The 18,236-nt window shown below is 54.4% G+C and carries 16 protein-coding genes; 12 read left to right on the top strand and 4 right to left on the bottom strand.

Annotated features, from left to right (window positions below; all coding sequences use genetic code 11):
- Nucleotides 1–18 precede the first annotated feature (18 nt).
- On the bottom strand, nucleotides 19–1,002 hold the full coding sequence (locus B3511_RS17350; protein ID WP_207292808.1) for a quinone oxidoreductase: 984 nt from the start codon (nucleotides 1,000–1,002) through the stop codon (nucleotides 19–21).
- Between the two features lie 108 nt (nucleotides 1,003–1,110).
- On the opposite strand from B3511_RS17350, the gene dnaB reads away from it, so the two are divergent.
- The 6 genes from dnaB (at nucleotide 1,111) to B3511_RS17320 (ending at nucleotide 6,871) form a co-directional block, all read left to right on the top strand.
- Nucleotides 1,111–2,523, top strand: a complete 1,413-nt coding sequence (dnaB, locus tag B3511_RS17345; RefSeq protein ID WP_040077606.1) for a replicative DNA helicase — start codon at nucleotides 1,111–1,113, stop codon at nucleotides 2,521–2,523.
- Nucleotides 2,524–2,669: 146 nt separating this feature from the next.
- Nucleotides 2,670–3,749 carry an alanine racemase gene (gene alr / locus B3511_RS17340; protein WP_286783929.1) on the top strand — a complete coding sequence of 360 codons (1,080 nt, stop codon included), beginning with the start codon at nucleotides 2,670–2,672 and terminating at the stop codon, nucleotides 3,747–3,749.
- Between the two features lie 117 nt (nucleotides 3,750–3,866).
- Nucleotides 3,867–5,060, top strand: coding sequence for an aromatic amino acid transaminase (gene tyrB, locus B3511_RS17335; RefSeq protein ID WP_286783928.1), 1,194 nt, complete (start codon nucleotides 3,867–3,869; stop codon nucleotides 5,058–5,060).
- A gap of 196 nt (nucleotides 5,061–5,256) precedes the next feature.
- Nucleotides 5,257–5,970 carry an acid phosphatase AphA gene (aphA, locus tag B3511_RS17330; protein WP_040077604.1) on the top strand — a complete coding sequence of 238 codons (714 nt, stop codon included), beginning with the start codon at nucleotides 5,257–5,259 and terminating at the stop codon, nucleotides 5,968–5,970.
- A 128-nt stretch (nucleotides 5,971–6,098) separates the two neighbouring features.
- On the top strand, nucleotides 6,099–6,515 hold the full coding sequence (locus tag B3511_RS17325) for a secondary thiamine-phosphate synthase enzyme YjbQ (protein ID WP_040077603.1): 417 nt from the start codon (nucleotides 6,099–6,101) through the stop codon (nucleotides 6,513–6,515).
- 2 nt (nucleotides 6,516–6,517) lie between these two features.
- Complete coding sequence (locus B3511_RS17320) at nucleotides 6,518–6,871, top strand: MmcQ/YjbR family DNA-binding protein (RefSeq protein WP_046885533.1); 354 nt, start codon at nucleotides 6,518–6,520, stop codon at nucleotides 6,869–6,871.
- Nucleotides 6,872–6,874: 3 nt separating this feature from the next.
- Here B3511_RS17320 and uvrA read toward each other — a convergent pair whose 3' ends face one another.
- Nucleotides 6,875–9,697 carry an excinuclease ABC subunit UvrA gene (gene uvrA, locus B3511_RS17315; RefSeq protein WP_286783927.1) on the bottom strand — a complete coding sequence of 941 codons (2,823 nt, stop codon included), beginning with the start codon at nucleotides 9,695–9,697 and terminating at the stop codon, nucleotides 6,875–6,877.
- Nucleotides 9,698–9,944: 247 nt separating this feature from the next.
- On the opposite strand from uvrA, the gene ssb1 reads away from it, so the two are divergent.
- Entirely contained in the window at nucleotides 9,945–10,475 is a 531-nt protein-coding gene (gene ssb1 / locus B3511_RS17310) for a single-stranded DNA-binding protein SSB1 (RefSeq protein ID WP_006177466.1), read from the top strand.
- A gap of 70 nt (nucleotides 10,476–10,545) precedes the next feature.
- Here the strand turns inward: ssb1 and B3511_RS17305 are convergent, their stop codons facing one another.
- Nucleotides 10,546–10,827: a YjcB family protein gene (locus B3511_RS17305; protein ID WP_207292810.1), complete on the bottom strand. Its 282-nt coding sequence runs from the start codon at nucleotides 10,825–10,827 to the stop codon at nucleotides 10,546–10,548.
- 546 nt (nucleotides 10,828–11,373) lie between these two features.
- On the opposite strand from B3511_RS17305, the gene B3511_RS17300 reads away from it, so the two are divergent.
- Nucleotides 11,374–12,777 carry a sensor domain-containing diguanylate cyclase gene (locus B3511_RS17300; protein WP_286783924.1) on the top strand — a complete coding sequence of 468 codons (1,404 nt, stop codon included), beginning with the start codon at nucleotides 11,374–11,376 and terminating at the stop codon, nucleotides 12,775–12,777.
- Nucleotides 12,778–13,115: 338 nt separating this feature from the next.
- A complete protein-coding gene (locus tag B3511_RS17295) occupies nucleotides 13,116–14,705 on the top strand; it encodes an EAL domain-containing protein (protein WP_286783923.1) in 1,590 nt (529 codons plus the stop codon).
- On the opposite strand, the gene soxS is transcribed toward B3511_RS17295, so the two are convergent.
- On the bottom strand, nucleotides 14,698–15,024 hold the full coding sequence (gene soxS, locus B3511_RS17290) for a superoxide response transcriptional regulator SoxS (protein WP_040077595.1): 327 nt from the start codon (nucleotides 15,022–15,024) through the stop codon (nucleotides 14,698–14,700). The genes B3511_RS17295 and soxS overlap by 8 nt on opposite strands.
- Before the next feature lie 98 nt (nucleotides 15,025–15,122).
- Between soxS and soxR the strand changes: the two genes are divergently transcribed.
- From soxR to ghxP, 3 genes are all read left to right on the top strand, one after another.
- On the top strand, nucleotides 15,123–15,593 hold the full coding sequence (gene soxR / locus B3511_RS17285) for a redox-sensitive transcriptional activator SoxR (protein WP_040077594.1): 471 nt from the start codon (nucleotides 15,123–15,125) through the stop codon (nucleotides 15,591–15,593).
- A gap of 260 nt (nucleotides 15,594–15,853) precedes the next feature.
- The gene (locus B3511_RS17280) at nucleotides 15,854–16,525 is read left to right on the top strand and encodes a glutathione S-transferase family protein (RefSeq protein WP_233803237.1); all 672 of its coding nucleotides are present in this window, start codon (nucleotides 15,854–15,856) and stop codon (nucleotides 16,523–16,525) included.
- 301 nt (nucleotides 16,526–16,826) lie between these two features.
- Nucleotides 16,827–18,176 carry a guanine/hypoxanthine transporter GhxP gene (gene ghxP, locus B3511_RS17275; RefSeq protein WP_040077592.1) on the top strand — a complete coding sequence of 450 codons (1,350 nt, stop codon included), beginning with the start codon at nucleotides 16,827–16,829 and terminating at the stop codon, nucleotides 18,174–18,176.
- Nucleotides 18,177–18,236 lie beyond the last annotated feature (60 nt).

Genomic DNA, 18,236 nt, shown 5'->3' with positions numbered 1-18,236 from the left:
CCTAATTCTTTATACGCATCATGGAATTAACAGACTCGACCCCTGCGTCGCCCGACTCTCCAGAATTTCATGCGCGCGCTGCGCATCGCTTAGCGCATATTTCTGCGCCTTTGCAACATCGACTTTGATAACGCCGCTGGCAATCAGCGAGAAGAGCTCATTGCTGGCCTCCTCTAACTCTTCGCGGCTGGTGATGTAGCCCTGCAGGGAAGGGCGGGTCACGTACAGCGAGCCCTTCTGATTCAGAATGCCAAGATTCACCCCTGTAACGGCCCCGGAGGCATTCCCGAAGCTCACCATCAGGCCTCGACGTTGCAGACAATCCAGCGACGCCTCCCAGGTATCTTTCCCCACCGAGTCATACACAACCCGCAGCTTTTTGCCGCCGGTGATCTCTTTGACCCGCTCAACAATGCTCTCTTCGCGGTAGTTAATCACCTGCCACGCCCCCGCCTGCTGTGCGCGCTGCGCTTTTTGCGCACTGCCGACGGTACCAATCAGCTTCGCCCCCAGCGCTTTTGCCCACTGGCAGGCAATTAGCCCTACGCCGCCTGCGGCAGCATGGAACAGAAACGGCTCGTCCGGCTTGATCTCATAGGTTTTGCGCAGCAGGTAGAAGACCGTCAGCCCCTTCAGGAATGATGCCGCCGCCTGCTCAAACGAGATAGCCCCAGGAAGGATGGCGGCTTTATCCGCCGGCACGTTATGCACCGAGCTGTAGGCCCCAAGGGCGGATTGCGCATACACGACACGATCGCCCTCCTTGATGTGTTTCACCGCGCTGCCCACTTTTACAACGACACCGGCAGCTTCGGTGCCCAGTCCGCTGGGCAGCGACGGCGGTGGGTACAAACCGCCCCGGATATAGGTATCAATATAGTTAATACCAATCGCTTTGTTCTCGACCTGAACCTCGTTATCGCCAGGCGGTGCGGGGGTAAACTCTACCGCCCTCAACACGTCCGGACCGCCATGTTTCTGGAACTCAATGCGTGTTGCCATTATTCCTCCCAAAAGAATTTAACTGGGGTCTCATTAGGGTCGGGTGTCATAATTCAACAGGTATGGTAATCTTTCGACCCACTCTTTATCTCGGTAACTCCATTCACTATGGCAGGAAACAAACCCTTCAACAAACAGACTGAACCTCGTGAGCGCGATCCACAACTCGCCGGGCTGAAAGTCCCGCCGCACTCGATTGAAGCGGAACAGTCGGTGTTGGGTGGGTTAATGCTGGATAACGAGCGCTGGGACGACGTCGCCGAGCGCGTTGTGACGGATGATTTCTATACCCGTCCGCACCGCCATATCTTTACTGAAATGGCGCGTTTGCAGGAGTCAGGAAGCCCCATCGACCTGATTACGCTGGCGGAATCGCTCGAGCGTCAGGGTCAACTGGATACCGTAGGCGGCTTCGCCTACCTGGCCGAGCTGTCAAAAAATACTCCAAGTGCCGCAAACATCAGCGCTTATGCCGACATCGTCCGCGAACGTGCTGTTGTTCGCGACATGATCTCTGTGGCCAATGAGATCGCCGAAGCCGGTTTCGATCCCCAGGGACGTAATAGCGACGAACTGCTGGATTTGGCGGAGTCTCGCGTATTCAAAATCGCTGAAAGCCGGGCGAACAAGGATGAAGGGCCGAAAAACATCGCGGAAGTGCTTGATGCCACCGTATCGCGTATAGAGCAGCTCTTCCAGCAGCCGCACGACGGCGTCACCGGGGTTAATACCGGCTATGACGATTTGAATAAAAAGACCGCCGGGCTTCAGCCTTCGGATCTGATTATCGTCGCGGCGCGTCCATCGATGGGTAAAACGACATTTGCGATGAACCTCGTCGAAAATGCGGCGATGCTGCAAGATAAACCGGTTCTTATTTTCAGCCTCGAGATGCCCTCTGAGCAGATTATGATGCGTTCTCTGGCGTCGCTCTCGCGCGTGGATCAGACCCGCATCCGTACCGGCCAGCTTGATGACGAGGACTGGGCACGCATCTCTGGCACCATGGGCATCTTGCTGGAAAAACGTAACATCTACATTGATGACTCCTCCGGCCTGACGCCAACGGAGGTGCGCTCCCGCGCGCGGCGTATCGCGCGTGAACATGGCGGGATCGGTCTTATCATGATCGACTACCTGCAACTGATGCGTGTGCCGTCACTGTCCGACAACCGTACGCTGGAGATTGCCGAAATCTCCCGCTCGCTCAAAGCGCTCGCCAAAGAACTTCAGGTGCCTGTTGTCGCCCTCTCGCAGCTGAACCGCTCTCTGGAACAGCGCGCCGATAAACGCCCGGTCAACTCCGACCTGCGTGAATCGGGCTCTATCGAGCAGGATGCCGACTTAATCATGTTTATCTATCGTGATGAGGTGTATCACGAGAACAGCGATCTGAAAGGGATCGCGGAAATCATTATTGGTAAGCAGCGTAACGGCCCCATCGGCACCGTGCGCCTGACCTTTAATGGGCAATGGTCGCGCTTCGATAACTATGCGGGACCGCAGTACGACGACGAATAACTCTCCATCATTCTTCACGCCGCAGGGGCATTGACTGCGCCCGCTCACCCCGGTCACTTAGTTTACTCAGCTCCCGGGGATTCACGGGCTTGTCGCCTTCCTGCAACGCAAAGGATTTTGGAGAGTCTTTTTATTAAGGAATTCACATGCAAGCGGCAACTGTAATCATTAACCGCCGCGCTCTGCGTCACAACCTGCAATGCCTGCGTGAACGGGCACCCGCCAGTAAACTGGTTGCAGTCGTGAAAGCGAACGCTTACGGACACGGTCTTCTTGAGACCGCGCGAACGCTCCCCGATGCCGATGCTTTTGGTGTCGCCCGTCTTGAAGAGGCCCTCCGCCTACGCGCAGGGGGCATCTCTCAACCCATCTTACTGCTCGAAGGCTTTTTCAACGCCGCGGATCTGGATGTCATCGCAGCGCAGCAACTGCATACCGCGGTGCATAACGAAGAGCAGCTGGCCGCTCTGGAAGCCGCACAGCTCAGCACGCCAGTCACCGTGTGGATGAAACTGGATACCGGTATGCACCGGCTCGGGGTGCGTCCAGAGCAGGCTGAAGCGTTCTGGCAGCGTCTGAGTCAGTGCAAAAACGTGCGTCAGCCAGTCAATATCGTCAGCCATTTTGCCCGCGCCGATGAGCCCGAGTGTGGCGCCACGGAACAGCAGCTGGATCTGTTTAACACCTTCTGCGAAGGCAAACCCGGTCAGCGTTCCATCGCGGCCTCTGGCGGTATTCTGCTGTGGCCTCAGTCGCACTTCGACTGGGTGCGCCCGGGCATTATTCTGTATGGCGTGTCGCCGCTTGAAGGCCAATCCTGCGGAGCGGACTTCGGTTTTCAGCCGGTGATGTCTCTGGTTTCAACGCTTATTGCCGTGCGCGAGCACAAAGCCGGAGAGCCGGTCGGCTACGGTGGCACCTGGGTAAGCGAACGCGATACCCGTTTAGGCGTGGTGGCGATGGGCTACGGCGACGGCTATCCGCGTGCGGCGCCCACCGGCACCCCCGTACTGGTAAATGGCCGCGAAGTGCCGATTGTTGGCCGCGTGGCGATGGACATGATCTGCGTTGACCTGGGGCCGGCGGCTAACGAGCGCGCGGGCGATCCGGTGGTGATGTGGGGGGATGGCCTCCCGGTTGAGCGCATTGCAGAAATAACAAAAGTGAGCGCTTACGAACTTATTACGCGGCTCACCTCCCGCGTGGCCATGCATTACCTAGATTAAGACAGATTGGAGCGCGGTGAGATGCCGCGCCCCGATTCCCTTCACAAGGCTCGATCTTCTTTCGCTTCCGGTTTATTGTTGAAATCCCTGCCTTATAAAAATCCGGAGAACCATCGCGTGTTCCAGAAAGTAGACGCCTACGCCGGCGATCCCATCCTCTCCTTAATGGAGCGTTTTAAGGACGATCCCCGCAGCGATAAAGTGAACCTGAGCATCGGTCTTTATTACAACGAAGACGGCATTATTCCTCAGCTTAAGGCCGTAGCCGAAGCCGAAGCGCGCCTGAATGCGGTGCCGCACGGTGCCTCACTCTACCTGCCAATGGAAGGACTCAATACCTACCGCAATACCATTGCGCCGCTGCTGTTTGGTGCCGACCATCCGGTGTTGCAAAACAAACGTGTGGCTACCATCCAGACGCTGGGCGGCTCGGGGGCATTGAAAGTCGGTGCGGATTTCCTGAAAAAATACTTCCCGGATTCCGGCGTGTGGGTCAGCGACCCAACGTGGGAAAACCACGTCGCCATCTTTGAAGGCGCGGGCTTTACGGTAGATACTTATCCATGGTTTGACACGGAAACCAACGGCGTACGCGTTTCGGCGTTGCTGGAAAAGCTCACGACTCTGCCAGAACGCAGCATTGTGCTGCTGCATCCATGCTGCCATAACCCAACCGGCGCGGATCTCACAAACGAGCAGTGGGATGCGGTTATTGAGGTGCTGAAAGCGCGTAATCTGATCCCGTTCCTCGACATCGCCTATCAGGGCTTTGGCGCGGGAATGGAAGAGGACGCTTACGCCATTCGCGCCATTGCCAGCGCCGGGCTGCCCGCACTGGTGAGCAACTCCTTCTCCAAAATCTTCTCGCTCTACGGCGAACGCGTGGGTGGCCTGTCTGTGGTATGTGAAGATGCCGAAGCGGCCAGCCGCGTGCTTGGACAGTTGAAGGCGACGGTGCGCCGCATCTACTCCAGCCCACCGGCGTTTGGGGCGCAGGTCGTGGCCACCGTGCTGGGCGATGAGGCATTAAAAGCCAGCTGGCTTGCTGAAGTCGAAGTCATGCGTAGTCGTATCCTGACAATGCGTCAGACGCTGGTTGAGGTGCTAAAAGAGGCGGTGCCGGGGCATAACTTCGCTTATCTGCTTAAGCAACGCGGTATGTTCAGTTACACCGGTCTCAGCGCAGCGCAGGTTGATCGTCTGCGAGAAGAGTTTGGCGTTTATCTTATCGCCAGCGGCCGCATGTGCGTAGCGGGGCTGAATACCCATAACGTCCAGCGCGTTGCACAGGCCTTTGCTGCTGTAATGTAAGCACTTACTTACCATGCCCTCTCTCGCTGAGTGAGGGCATCGGGTCACGCTCAACACTCTGTGATCGTCTTCTTTTTTCTTCATATTCATAAGTAAAAACTCCTTTCCTTCACCGCTTTCAGGGGTTATGGTCGGAGAGTTTTTTGACCATCCACTCAAATTAAAAGAATAAATGTCTGAATATTCAGGGGAAAACATGCGCAAGATCACACTGGCGCTCAGCGCCGCCTGCTTACTCTTCTCTCTTAACAGTTCCGTTGTTGCCCGCGCCTCCGCGCCCACGCCGTTGTATAACGGCACTACCGCCGCAAAACTGGCGGAACAAGCCCCAATTCATTGGGTTTCTGTTGCCCAGATTGAAAATAGCCTGCTCGGCCGTCCGGCGATGGCGGTGGGCTTTGATATAGATGATACCGTCCTCTTTTCCAGCCCCGGCTTCTGGCGCGGGAAAAAAACATACTCGCCTGAGAGTGAGGCGTACCTGAAAAATCCCGAGTTTTGGGAAAAGATGAATAACGGCTGGGATGAGTTCAGTATTCCAAAAGAGGTGGCTCGCTCGCTGATTGCCATGCACGTAAAACGCGGCGATAGCATCTATTTCGTGACGGGTCGTAGCCAGACCAAAACCGAGACCGTCTCTAAAACCCTGCAGGGCCTTTTCGGCATCCCGGCCGCCAACATGAATCCGGTGATTTTCGCGGGCGATCAGCCAGGCCAGAACACCAAAACCGAGTGGTTGCAGCAAAAGCAGATCAAAGTGTTCTATGGCGACTCGGATAACGATATCTCCGCGGCCCGCGACGTGGGCGCCAGAGGTATCCGCGTGCTGCGCGCCTCTAACTCTACATACCGACCACTACCGATGGCAGGGGCGTTTGGCGAAGAGGTCATTGTTAATTCGGAATACTGATCGCTGCCCGGTGCAGTCAGCGCACCGGGCATTTGATTATTTTTTAGCCCGATCGGGCTCTTCGGGTTTTACCTTTTGCCGTATTGCTGCACACTTAGAAGGACAATTCTTTCAATACGGAGCCGTTCATGTGGTATCAGCAAACCCTGACCTTAAGCGCGAAACCTCGCGGATTTCATCTGGTGACGGACGAAGTCATCGGGCAACTTCGCGACCTGAGCCGTATTAACGTCGGGCTGCTGCATCTGCTCCTGCAACACACTTCCGCCTCCCTTACCCTCAATGAAAATTGCGATCCCACGGTGCGTGCCGATATGGAACGACATTTTCTGCAAACTGTGCCAGACAATGCCCCTTATGAGCATGACTACGAAGGCGATGACGACATGCCTTCGCACATCAAATCGTCTCTGATGGGCGTCTCGTTAATGCTGCCGCTGCATAAAGGGCGGATACAGTTGGGCACATGGCAGGGAATCTGGCTGGGGGAACATCGCATCCACGGCGGCTCGCGCACGATTATCGCCACCATCACGGGGGAATAAAGATGACAATTTCGGAGATATTACAGTACTGCATGAACAAAACCGGCGCGGAGCAGAGCGTGCACAGCGACTGGAAAGCCACCCAGATTAAAGTGGCGGATGTCCTGTTCGCGATGGTGAAAGAGGTCGAAGGGCGACCGGCGGCGTCACTGAAAACCAGCCCGGAACTGGCAGAACTGCTGCGTCAGCAACACAGCGATGTCCGTCCCAGTAAACATCTGAATAAAGCACACTGGAGCACCGTCTATCTCGATGGATCGCTACCGGATTCGCAAATTTACTATCTGGTAGATGCCTCGTATCAGCAGGCAATTGAGTTGCTGCCGGAAGCGACCCGACAGCAACTTTCAGTGTGATGACTACAGCATCGGCTTAAGGAAACGTGCGGTGTGCGAGGCTTCGCACTCCGCGACGGTCTCTGGGGTACCGGAGACCAGGATCTCACCGCCGCCGCTACCGCCTTCCGGACCGAGGTCAACAATCCAGTCCGCGGTTTTGATCACGTCAAGGTTGTGCTCAATGACCACAATGGTGTTGCCCTGATCCCGGAGCTGATGCAGTACGTCGAGCAACTGCTGGATATCCGCAAAGTGCAGACCGGTGGTCGGCTCATCGAGAATATACAATGTCTGACCGGTACCACGTTTAGAGAGTTCACGCGCCAGCTTCACGCGCTGAGCTTCACCGCCGGAAAGGGTGGTTGCCGACTGCCCCAGGCGAATATAGGTCAGACCCACATCCATCAGCGTTTGTAGTTTACGCGCCAGCGCCGGTACGGCATCAAAGAACTCACGCGCCTCTTCGATGGTCATATCCAGCACTTCGTGGATGGTCTTGCCTTTGTACTTAATCTCCAGCGTTTCGCGGTTATAGCGTTTGCCTTTGCACTGATCGCAGGGGACGTAAATATCCGGCAGGAAGTGCATTTCAACCTTGATCACGCCGTCGCCCTGACAGGCCTCGCAGCGGCCGCCGCGAACGTTAAAGCTGAAACGTCCAGGCGTATACCCACGCGAACGTGATTCCGGCACACCAGCAAAGAGTTCACGCACGGGCGTGAAGACGCCGGTATAGGTCGCCGGGTTGGAACGTGGCGTTCGCCCGATAGGGCTCTGGTCGATATCGATTACCTTATCGAAGTGTTCCAGACCTGAAATTTCGCGATACGGTGCCGGCTCCGCCAGGGTCGCGCCGTTAAGCTGCGTCTGCGCAATAGGGAACAGCGTATCGTTGATCAGCGTCGATTTACCGGAACCGGATACCCCGGTGATGCAGGTAAACAGCCCAACCGGCAGCGTCAGCGTCACATCTTTCAGGTTATTGCCGCGCGCGCCGGTCAACTTAAGCACTTTTTCCGGATCCGCCGAAACGCGCTGTTTTGGCACGTCGATTTTACGCTTACCGCTCATGTACTGGCCGGTCAGCGACTCGGGCACCGCCATGATGTCGTTCAGGGTACCTTCTGCCACGACCTGGCCACCATGTACACCCGCACCGGGGCCAATATCAATCACGTGGTCGGCAGCGCGAATGGCGTCTTCGTCGTGCTCGACCACAATCACCGTGTTGCCGAGGTTACGCAGATGGATAAGCGTACCCAGCAGACGTTCGTTATCGCGCTGGTGCAGGCCGATGGAGGGTTCATCCAGTACGTACATTACCCCAACCAGCCCTGCGCCGATCTGGCTGGCCAGACGGATACGCTGGGCTTCACCGCCGGAAAGGGTCTCTGCGGAGCGAGAAAGCGTCAGGTAGTTCAGACCCACGTTCACCAGGAATTTGAGGCGATCGCCAATCTCTTTCAGCACTTTTTCCGCGATTTTTGCTCGCTGGCCGGAGAGCTTCAGGTTGTTGAAGAAGTCCATCGCGTGACCGATGCTCATGTCTGAGATGGTCGGCAGCGGGGTATTTTCAACAAAGACGTGGCGCGCTTCACGACGCAGACGCGTGCCGTCGCAGGTGGCGCAGGAGCGGTTGCTGATGAACTTCGCCAGCTCTTCTCGCACCGCGCTGGATTCTGTCTCTTTGTAGCGGCGCTCCATGTTGTGCAGCACCCCTTCAAAAGGATGGCGTCGCACGGAAGTGTCACCGCGGTCGTTCATGTACTTGAACTCGATGTTCTCTTTAGCGGAACCGGACAGGATCACTTTGTGCACGTTTGCGCTCAGGCTGGCCCAGGGGGCTTCAACGTCGAACTTATAGTGCTCAGCCAGCGACTTCAGCATCTGGAAGTAATAGAAGTTACGCTTATCCCAGCCGCGGATCGCGCCGCCGGCCAGCGACAGTTCCGGATTCTGGATCACGCGGTCAGGATCGAAGTACTGCTGCACGCCCAGGCCGTCACAGGTTGGGCAGGCGCCCGCCGGGTTGTTAAACGAGAACAGACGCGGCTCAAGCTCGCGCATGCTGTAGCCGCAAATCGGGCAGGCGAAGTTGGCGGAAAAGAGCATCTCTTCCGCTTTGGTATCGTCCATATCTGCCACCACCGCCGTACCGCCGGAGAGATCCAGTGCGGTTTCAAACGACTCGGCCAGACGCGTAGCCAGATCTTCACGCACCTTAAAGCGGTCGATAACCACTTCGATGGTGTGTTTCTTTTGCAGCTCTAGCTTTGGCGGATCGGAGAGATCGCACACTTCTCCGTCGATACGGGCGCGGATGTAACCCTGGTTGGCCAGGTTTTCCAGCGTTTTTGTGTGCTCGCCTTTACGCTCTTTGATAATGGGAGCCAGCAGCATCAGGCGTTTGCCCTCTGGCTGCGCCAGTACGTTATCCACCATCTGACTGACGGTTTGCGCGGCCAGCGGCACGTCGTGGTCCGGGCAGCGTGGCTCACCAACGCGGGCATACAGCAGACGCAGGTAATCATGGATTTCCGTGATTGTCCCTACCGTCGAGCGCGGGTTGTGCGAGGTGGATTTCTGCTCGATTGAGATGGCCGGCGATAGCCCTTCAATATGGTCTACATCCGGCTTCTCCATGAGCGACAGGAACTGACGCGCATAGGCTGAGAGTGATTCAACGTAACGACGCTGCCCTTCGGCATATAAGGTGTCGAAAGCCAGAGAAGATTTGCCAGAACCCGACAACCCGGTCACGACGATCAGTTTGTCGCGAGGGATGACGAGGTTGATATTCTTGAGATTGTGGGTGCGGGCGCCCCGAACTTCGATCTTATCCATTCACCTTTCCCGGTTGGAACACGGAATGCCTGGTTTGTTTGAAGGACAACCGGCATAAACGGCTAATTATGACACAAATTAACCTGTTTGAATATACAGTATTGGAATGCAAATTCCGGCGGGTTGTGTAACAATGTCGAGCTCGCGAGAGTTTTCTGGACCCGCCACGCAACTATGCAAATTGACGCGTGGAAATGGTACACTCGCGCGTTTACACTATTAAGAAACGTATTCAGGAGACACGATCATGGCCAGCAGAGGCGTAAACAAGGTGATTCTCGTCGGTAATCTGGGCCAGGACCCGGAAGTACGCTACATGCCGAGTGGTGGTGCAGTTGCCAACATTACGCTGGCTACTTCCGAATCCTGGCGTGATAAAGCGACCGGTGAGATGAAAGAGCAGACCGAATGGCACCGTGTCGTGCTGTTTGGCAAGCTGGCAGAAGTGGCCGGCGAATATCTGCGTAAAGGTTCTCAGGTCTACATCGAAGGCCAGCTGCGTACTCGCAAATGGACCGATCAGTCCGGCGCAGAAAAATACACCACTGAAGTGGTGGTGAACGTGGGCGGCACCATGCAGATGCTGGGTGGCCGTCAGGGCGGCGGCGCACCGGCGGGTGGCGGTCAGAACCAGCAGCAGGGCGGTTGGGGTCAGCCTCAGCAGCCGCAGGGCGGAAACCAGTTCAGCGGCGGCGCACAGTCCCGTCCGCAGCAGCAATCTGCTCCGGCACCGTCTAACGAACCGCCAATGGATTTTGACGACGACATTCCGTTCTGATTATCCGCATTTGCGATGCACATAAAAAAACCCAGACCATGTCTGGGTTTTTTTTCGCTTATTTTCAGCATCAGGTGTACATCATCGGCCAGTCTGGCGGGGTATGGCTCATTGCCTCTACCATGATCTCTTTTACGTTATTCCAGATCACTGCCGCATCGATCAGCGTGATACCCAGTAACCCCGTCGCAAACCAGCAGGCAGCAGCGACACCCAGGAAGGTGCTAATCACCGCCAGCCCCGCGTAATCTGCTTTCCGGAACTGGATATTCAGCGTGCTGGCCAGAAACATCAGTACAGCGCTAAACAGCGGCCAGCGCAAAAGCACTACGCCGGTAGTAAGGGTTGCCATAAAACCGATCCTCAAAATGAACGTCGCCGGAAATAGCGATATTGCTCACAGAGGTGGCAAACTGGCTATCGGCAGACTTAGACATACAACAATGAAACAGCGTTTCTCGTTACACAATATGTGTGAACTATATCACATTTGCTCTTTTATTCGCCAGTAGCGGAGCGCAAAAAAACGGCATCTTTTTAGCCATTTTAATTGCATGGTTATTAGGACCAAATAAATATATCTTCGCTTGCTAAGCGACCTGTTTCACAGGTGTTTCCAGCGAATTCATCATGATAGATAAACTTGCACAGCAATAAGCAATTTGTGCAATATTTACAGGTATTAAAGTATGGATTATGCTTGAACGGACAAAAAAATTTACTCGTAATAAATAATTCAGGTTTTTGAATTTCTTGGCTTTTATTATTTAACTGTTATTTTTTCAATACACACGCGTCCTTAAATGGCATCGAAAAGCAAATAATCATGGTATTGCTTTTCCAATCCTGACTTATTCGTTGCGGTCATTCTCTCTTATTTAATGAGCGCGAATAAACGATGAATGAATCATATCGCGGGATCGTTAATGACAGTACGGTGGCCCTGCGCACGCTGGCAAAACTTATGCCGCAGTTGTCTTCGCAATCAACGTTGCTGGAGTTGCTTGAGACAATTAACCACGCCTTTGGCGCCCGCCTGAGCTGGATTACCGTCGATGATGAGAACGGCCTTCAGCAGATAGTCAGTGCCGGAGAGCTCACCTGTCATTCACTGGAGGTCGGCAATTTTCTGGCGAGCACCCTGTTGCAGCGACATCACCGCGCGTGGCGTGTCATTTACTGGAAAGACAACATGGGTAAACACCTCTTTTCTGACCGTCATCCCGGTTATACCCAGCTGCAAAGCGGCGTACTTTGCAAAATCACCCCTCACGGTCACCTCTGTAGCGGCTATTTTTTCCTCGGTTTTTCTGATCCGCAGACGCCACTCTCTGTGCTGAAAGATATCGTGGTGATCCTGGTGGAAAAGCTGAAAGACTATTTTGTCGAAATTATTGCGCGCGAACGTACCGCCATTGAAATGCAGCGGGTCGTCACCCAATACCAAACCCTTTTCGAACGTGCCCCGGTGCTGATGAATTCATTCGATCGCCGTAGCCGCTGCGTGCTTTGGAACGCCGAGTGTGAAAAGGTCTTTGGCTGGAAAATGGCCGAGCTCAATGAGCATGCCGATCCGCTGGCGCTCTTCTATCCCGATCCTGAGGTTCGCCGGCGTGTGCGTGAATCCGTCAATACGGTTCCGCTAAATGATATGTACGAATGGCACCCGGTACGCCGGGATGGGGCACAGCTGACCATTCTTTGGTCGAATATCTTATTGCCGGACGGTTCAATCCTTAACATTGGGCTGGATATTACTGAGCGTAAGCGCGTCGAGAAACAGCTTGAGAAAAAGGCGACAACCGATGATCTGACCGGCTGCTTTAATCGATCGGCTATTCTTCAGCAGCTCACCACCGCGCTGGAGGTCAGTCATGGTCTCGCAGCCGAAACCCCCTTCTGCGTGGTGATGTTTGATTTGGATTTCTTTAAACAAATCAACGATCAATGGGGCCATCTGGTCGGCGATCGGGCGCTGGTACACTTTTGCGAACGCATCCGCGAGATGACCCCGGCCGACGCCGCACTCGGGCGGGTGGGCGGAGAAGAATTTCTGCTCTTGATGCCAGGCACGCACAGCGACGCGGCGCTGCAGCTCTCACTCATGCTGCATCAGACGCTGTTGACCCGGCCGTTACAGGTGGGCAACAGGGCGCTCACGCTCTCCTTCAGTGCGGGGATAGTAGAGGTGATGGGCGGTGGACATGATACTTCCTCATTACTCATTCGCGCCGATAAAGCACTTTATGATGCCAAGCGGGCAGGAAGAGGAAAAACAATCGTCGCCGTTGATTATTTATAAATCACTCAACTCTGTTGAATGGGCAAATAGCCAGAACTGACATCACCCGATTGTGCTTTTTTCATGCTGTCAGGAGTTTGACTTAATCAGCGATCCGCTGTGGCGTAATCGAAAAAATCTGCCGTCGGTGCTGGAAAATTATTTAACTTAATAAAAACTGAACGCATACTTTTAGTTTGGCTTACGGACAAATATTATCGTCATAACCAAATATTAGGATTTTGATGATAAAAGTCAGTTGCTAACTTCGCATGATTCATGCAACGTAATCACCTGTTTATCAAAGCATCCGGCCTTCAATACTACAGGCACATTAAAAGCAGGGATATAGGGCGGAAATGAATCATAGCGCGCGCGGCAAGGTGCTGAGAGGTGTGGGGATCATCATGGTAGTTTTACTACCGGTGATGCTTGCGCTTTGGTTTGCCCAACTGCGTGCTGTTTCAGAAACCCGTAATCAATTGCGCTCTTTCGCACAGCTTGCCTTAGATAAAACTGAACTCGTCATTCATCAAGTGGATTTAGCGCGCAATGCCGCTGAACACTATCAGGGTAATGTTTGCTCGCCTGCTCACCGCCAGTATATGTTGAATATTGTTCGCGGGCGTCTCTATATTGCTGATTTAATCTATGCCGAAGGGCGTGAATTTCGCTGTTCCACCGTATTAACGCCCGCCACAGCATATACCATCCCACACGCCAATTACACGCGTAAGCCTGATGTGGCTATATATTATTTCCGCGATACGCCCTTCTTTGCGGGATATAAAATGACGTATATGCAGCGCGGCAATTATGTGGTGGTGGTGAATCCGCTCTCATACAGTGAAGTAATGTCAACCGATCACTCCCTGGCGTGGGGTATATTTGATACGGTCACCAATGCTTTTTTCTCGGTCAGTGAAAACGCAGATAAAAATTTATTAAAAACGCTAACTGGCGATAAGGAAACCACGTTTCAGGAGGATGACCGTTTTTACACCATCGTTCATTCAGAAAAGCGCCCCGTTGCGGCAATTGTTTCAACTACCAATCAGCGTTTCTACGATGTGCTTTACCACGAAGCCACATTAACGCTGCCGCTGGGAATGATCTGTAGCGTCATCATATTATTAGTCTGGTCGCGAACTCGCCGTGAATTAAATTCGCCGGGGCGTTTATTGCACCGGGCGTTAAATAATCGCCAGCTTTGCGTGCATTATCAGCCAATTATCGATATCAAAAATAACGAGTGTGTAGGCGCGGAAGCGTTACTGCGTTGGCCCGGTTTTAGCGGCCCGGTGATGAGCCCGGCGGAATTTATTCCTCTGGCAGAAAAAGAGGGGATGATCGAGCGCATCACCGACTACGTGGTCGAAGAGGTCTTTAACGACCTGGGCCATTTTCTGGCGTCCAGACCGCACCTCTACGTCACCATTAACCTCTCGGCGTCAGATTTCCACTCCTCACGGCTCATCGCCATGATTAGCGACAAGGCTCGCCACTATTCCGTACGCGCGCAGCAAATTAAAATTGAAGTGACCGAACGTGGTTTTATCGACGTGCCCAAAACGACCCCGGTGATTCAGGCCTTCCGGCAGGCGGGTTACGAGGTGGCGATCGATGATTTCGGTACAGGTTACTCTAACCTGCACAATCTCTACTCGCTGAATGTCGATATTCTCAAAATTGATAAGACCTTTATCGACACTCTCACCACCAACAGTACCAGCCATCTGATTGCCGAGCACATTATTGAAATGGCACAAAGCCTGCGTCTGAAGACCATCGCCGAAGGGGTGGAGACGGCAGAGCAGGTCGCCTGGCTACACAAACGCGGGGTGCAATACTGCCAGGGCTGGCACTTCGCAAAGGCGATGCCACCCCACGAGTTTATGACCTGGCAACAGCAGCCTATTGCGGGGCTGGTTGCCCGGCCTGTTAGTTAAGCTGGTGGCGATAGTCGCTGGGGGTACGATCGAACTCCCGGCGGAAAACGCGGGAAAACGTCTGCTGCGACACATATCCGAGATCCATCGCGATATCAAAAATCGGCCGCTGGGTAGTGCGCAGTGCCTGCGCTGCCATTAACAATCTGCGCTGGCGGATATACTCACCCAACGTCTGACGCATAACATTGCGGAACATTCTCTGCAGGTACCATTTCGAGTAACCCGATTTTTTGGCTACCACATCAATGTTTAATGGCTGGTCGATGTGATCATCAATCCATTCAATAAGTGTCTCAATAATCTGTTGATGCGACATAAAGCTGCCTCTCTCTGGATACACCTGTATCTGTTGATTCGTCGTTTTGTCTGCGGGCGAGTATAATTCCTCAAGTTAACTTGAGGTAAAGAGGTTTTATGGAAAAGAAATTACCGCGTATTAAAGCGCTATTGACGCCAGGTGAAGTGGCGAAGCGTAGCGGGGTGGCGGTATCGGCGCTCCATTTCTATGAAAGCAAAGGGTTAATTAAAAGCATCCGGAACGCCGGGAATCAGCGGCGCTATACGCGTGATGTGTTGCGTTACGTTGCGATCATCAAGATTGCTCAGCGTATCGGCATCCCTTTGGCGACGATTGGTGATGCGTTAGGCGTGCTGCCGGAAGGGCATACGCTGAGCGCGAAGGAGTGGAAAGCGCTCTCCTCCCAGTGGCGTGATGAACTGGATCGACGCATTCATACGCTGGTCGCGCTGCGCGATGAGCTGGACGGCTGTATCGGGTGTGGTTGTTTGTCGCGAAGCGATTGTCCGTTGCGTAACCCTGGCGACAAACTGGGCCAACAGGGTACCGGCGCACGCCTGCTGGAAGAGGATCCGCAGGGTCTGTAAAAAACTAAAGCGCCATAAAGGCGCTTTAGTTTATTCCCGGTCTTTGTCTTTCTCTCTATCCCGCTTATTTCACAGGAGGGTTTCCCCCGACATCAACACCCCTCAGTCGAGCCGTTGCGAGGTTCCGGTTTGTGCTGACACTTTAAGTCTATCCAGGGACGGGAGCTTCGCCAGCGTAAAAGGGTAAAAACTCGGCGAAATATTTTCGCCAGGTTGTGCAATTTTCTATAGTTAGTTTGTATGAATATCAGGAGCTGCCCATGATTACGGTTCACCACCTAAACCAGTCCCGATCACAGCGGGTACTTTGGGCTCTTGAGGAGCTCTCTCTGCCTTACCAGATTGTTCGCTATCAGCGTGAGAAAACCATGCTGGCGCCGCCTGCGTTGAAAAAAATCCACCCTCTGGGCAAGTCCCCGGTGGTGGAAGATAACGGTCTGATTCTGGCGGAGTCGGGCGCGATTCTGGAGTATCTGCAGGAAACCTATGACAGCGCGTCGCAGCTCAAGCCTGACAACCCCGAGCAGCGACTGAACTACCGCTTCTGGCTGCATTATGCGGAAGGTTCGCTCATGCCACTGCTATTAATGAAGCTGGTGTTTGCCAGCCTCGGTAAACCGCCGGTGCCCTTTGGGCTGCGTTCGCTGGGAAAAGTGCTGGGGCAAGGGGTGCAGAAAGCGTATCTCAATAAACAGCTCGAAACCCACGCCCGGTATCTGGAGTCGTGTCTGGCACATAACAGCTGGTTTGCCGGCGATCGCCTTAGCATGGCTGATGTTCAGATGAGTTTTCCGGTCATGGCGCTGCTGGCGCGCGGCGGTATTAACGATCTCCCGCATCTGCAGGCATGGAAGAAAAAAGTTGAAATGAGACCGGCCTGGCAGCGCGCCATACAACAAGGCGGCCCGTTCGAACTGCCTGGCGAGTCGTAAACCTGTAACCCTATTGCGCATAAACGATAACGTTTGCGCATCCGCTGGTTATTTCTTCATCGTCAAAAGTGAATTTTAGCGAAAAACAGCAAAGTTCAGTTGAAAAGCCCGGTCTTTAGGCTGGATAATCGTTTGCCTTAATTTCACCACCCGTTTTTAAGCGCGGAGCTAAACGTTTGCTTTTTTTGTGACGCCCCTTTTTCGTCGCAAACGCAGCACAAGGATATGACGTTTCGCTGGCAGTGGAGTGTCCACCACGCTTAACAACGAACGATAAAAAAATCTTCAGGGGATGTTTTCTATGTCTACGCCATCTGCGCGTAATGGCGGTTCGCTTGACGCCATGTTTAAAATTTCTGCTCGCGGCAGCACCGTGCGTCAGGAGGTTCTGGCCGGTCTGACGACCTTCCTCGCGATGGTTTATTCCGTCATCGTGGTACCGGGTATGCTGGGCAAAGCGGGTTTCCCGCCGGCGGCGGTCTTCGTGGCGACCTGTCTGGTTGCGGGCGTAGGCTCCATCGTGATGGGGCTGTGGGCCAATCTGCCGCTGGCGATTGGCTGCGCCATTTCACTGACCGCTTTTACCGCGTTCAGCCTGGTGCTGGGACAGCAGATTAGCGTTCCCGTAGCACTGGGTGCCGTGTTCCTGATGGGGGTGCTCTTTACGGTTATCTCCGCCACCGGTATTCGTAGCTGGATCTTGCGCAATCTACCGCAGGGCGTGGCGCACGGCACCGGTATCGGTATCGGCCTGTTTCTGCTGCTCATCGCCGCGAACGGCGTGGGTCTGGTAATCAAGAACCCGCTGGACGGCCTGCCGGTTGCGCTGGGCCACTTCGCCAGCTTCCCGGTGATCATGTCCCTTATTGGCCTGGCGGTGATCATTGGTCTGGAAAAACTGAAAGTGCCGGGCGGCATTCTGCTGACCATTATCGGTATCTCCATTGTGGGGCTGATTTTCGACCCGACGGTGCACTTCTCCGGTATTTTCGCCATGCCATCCCTGAGTGATGACAAAGGTAACTCCCTGATTGGTAGCCTGGATATTGTGGGCGCGCTGAATCCGGTGATCCTGCCAAGCGTGCTGGCGCTGGTCATGACCGCTGTGTTTGATGCCACCGGTACCATCCGTGCCGTAGCGGGCCAGGCCAACTTGCTGGATAAAGACGGTCAGATTATCGATGGCGGCAAGGCGCTGACCACCGACTCCCTGAGCAGCGTCTTCTCAGGCCTGGTGGGGGCGGCTCCGGCGGCGGTTTATATCGAATCCGCAGCGGGTACGGCGGCGGGCGGTAAAACCGGCCTGACGGCCATTACCGTGGGCGTGCTCTTCCTGCTGATCCTGTTCCTCTCTCCGCTCTCTTACCTGGTACCGGCTTACGCAACGGCGCCAGCGCTGATGTATGTAGGTCTGCTGATGCTGAGCAACGTCGCGAAAATCGACTTTGCCGATTTCGTGGATGCCATGGCGGGGCTGATTACTGCCGTCTTCATCGTGCTGACCTGCAACATCGTGACCGGCATCATGATCGGTTTCGCCTCGCTGGTGATTGGCCGTCTGGTCTCGGGAGAGTGGCGTAAGCTGAACATCGGTACCGTGGTGATCGCCGTGGCGCTGGTGACCTTCTACGCGGGTGGCTGGGCCATCTAATTTGATCTTTCTTGCTAAAACGGGTGGCTCAGGCCGCCCGTTTTTTATTTTCGGACCCCA

This window comes from Leclercia sp. UBA1284, assembly GCF_002308415.1.
Classification (GTDB): domain Bacteria; phylum Pseudomonadota; class Gammaproteobacteria; order Enterobacterales; family Enterobacteriaceae; genus Enterobacter; species Enterobacter pneumoniae.
This window is presented reverse-complemented; position numbering and strand designations above follow the sequence as displayed.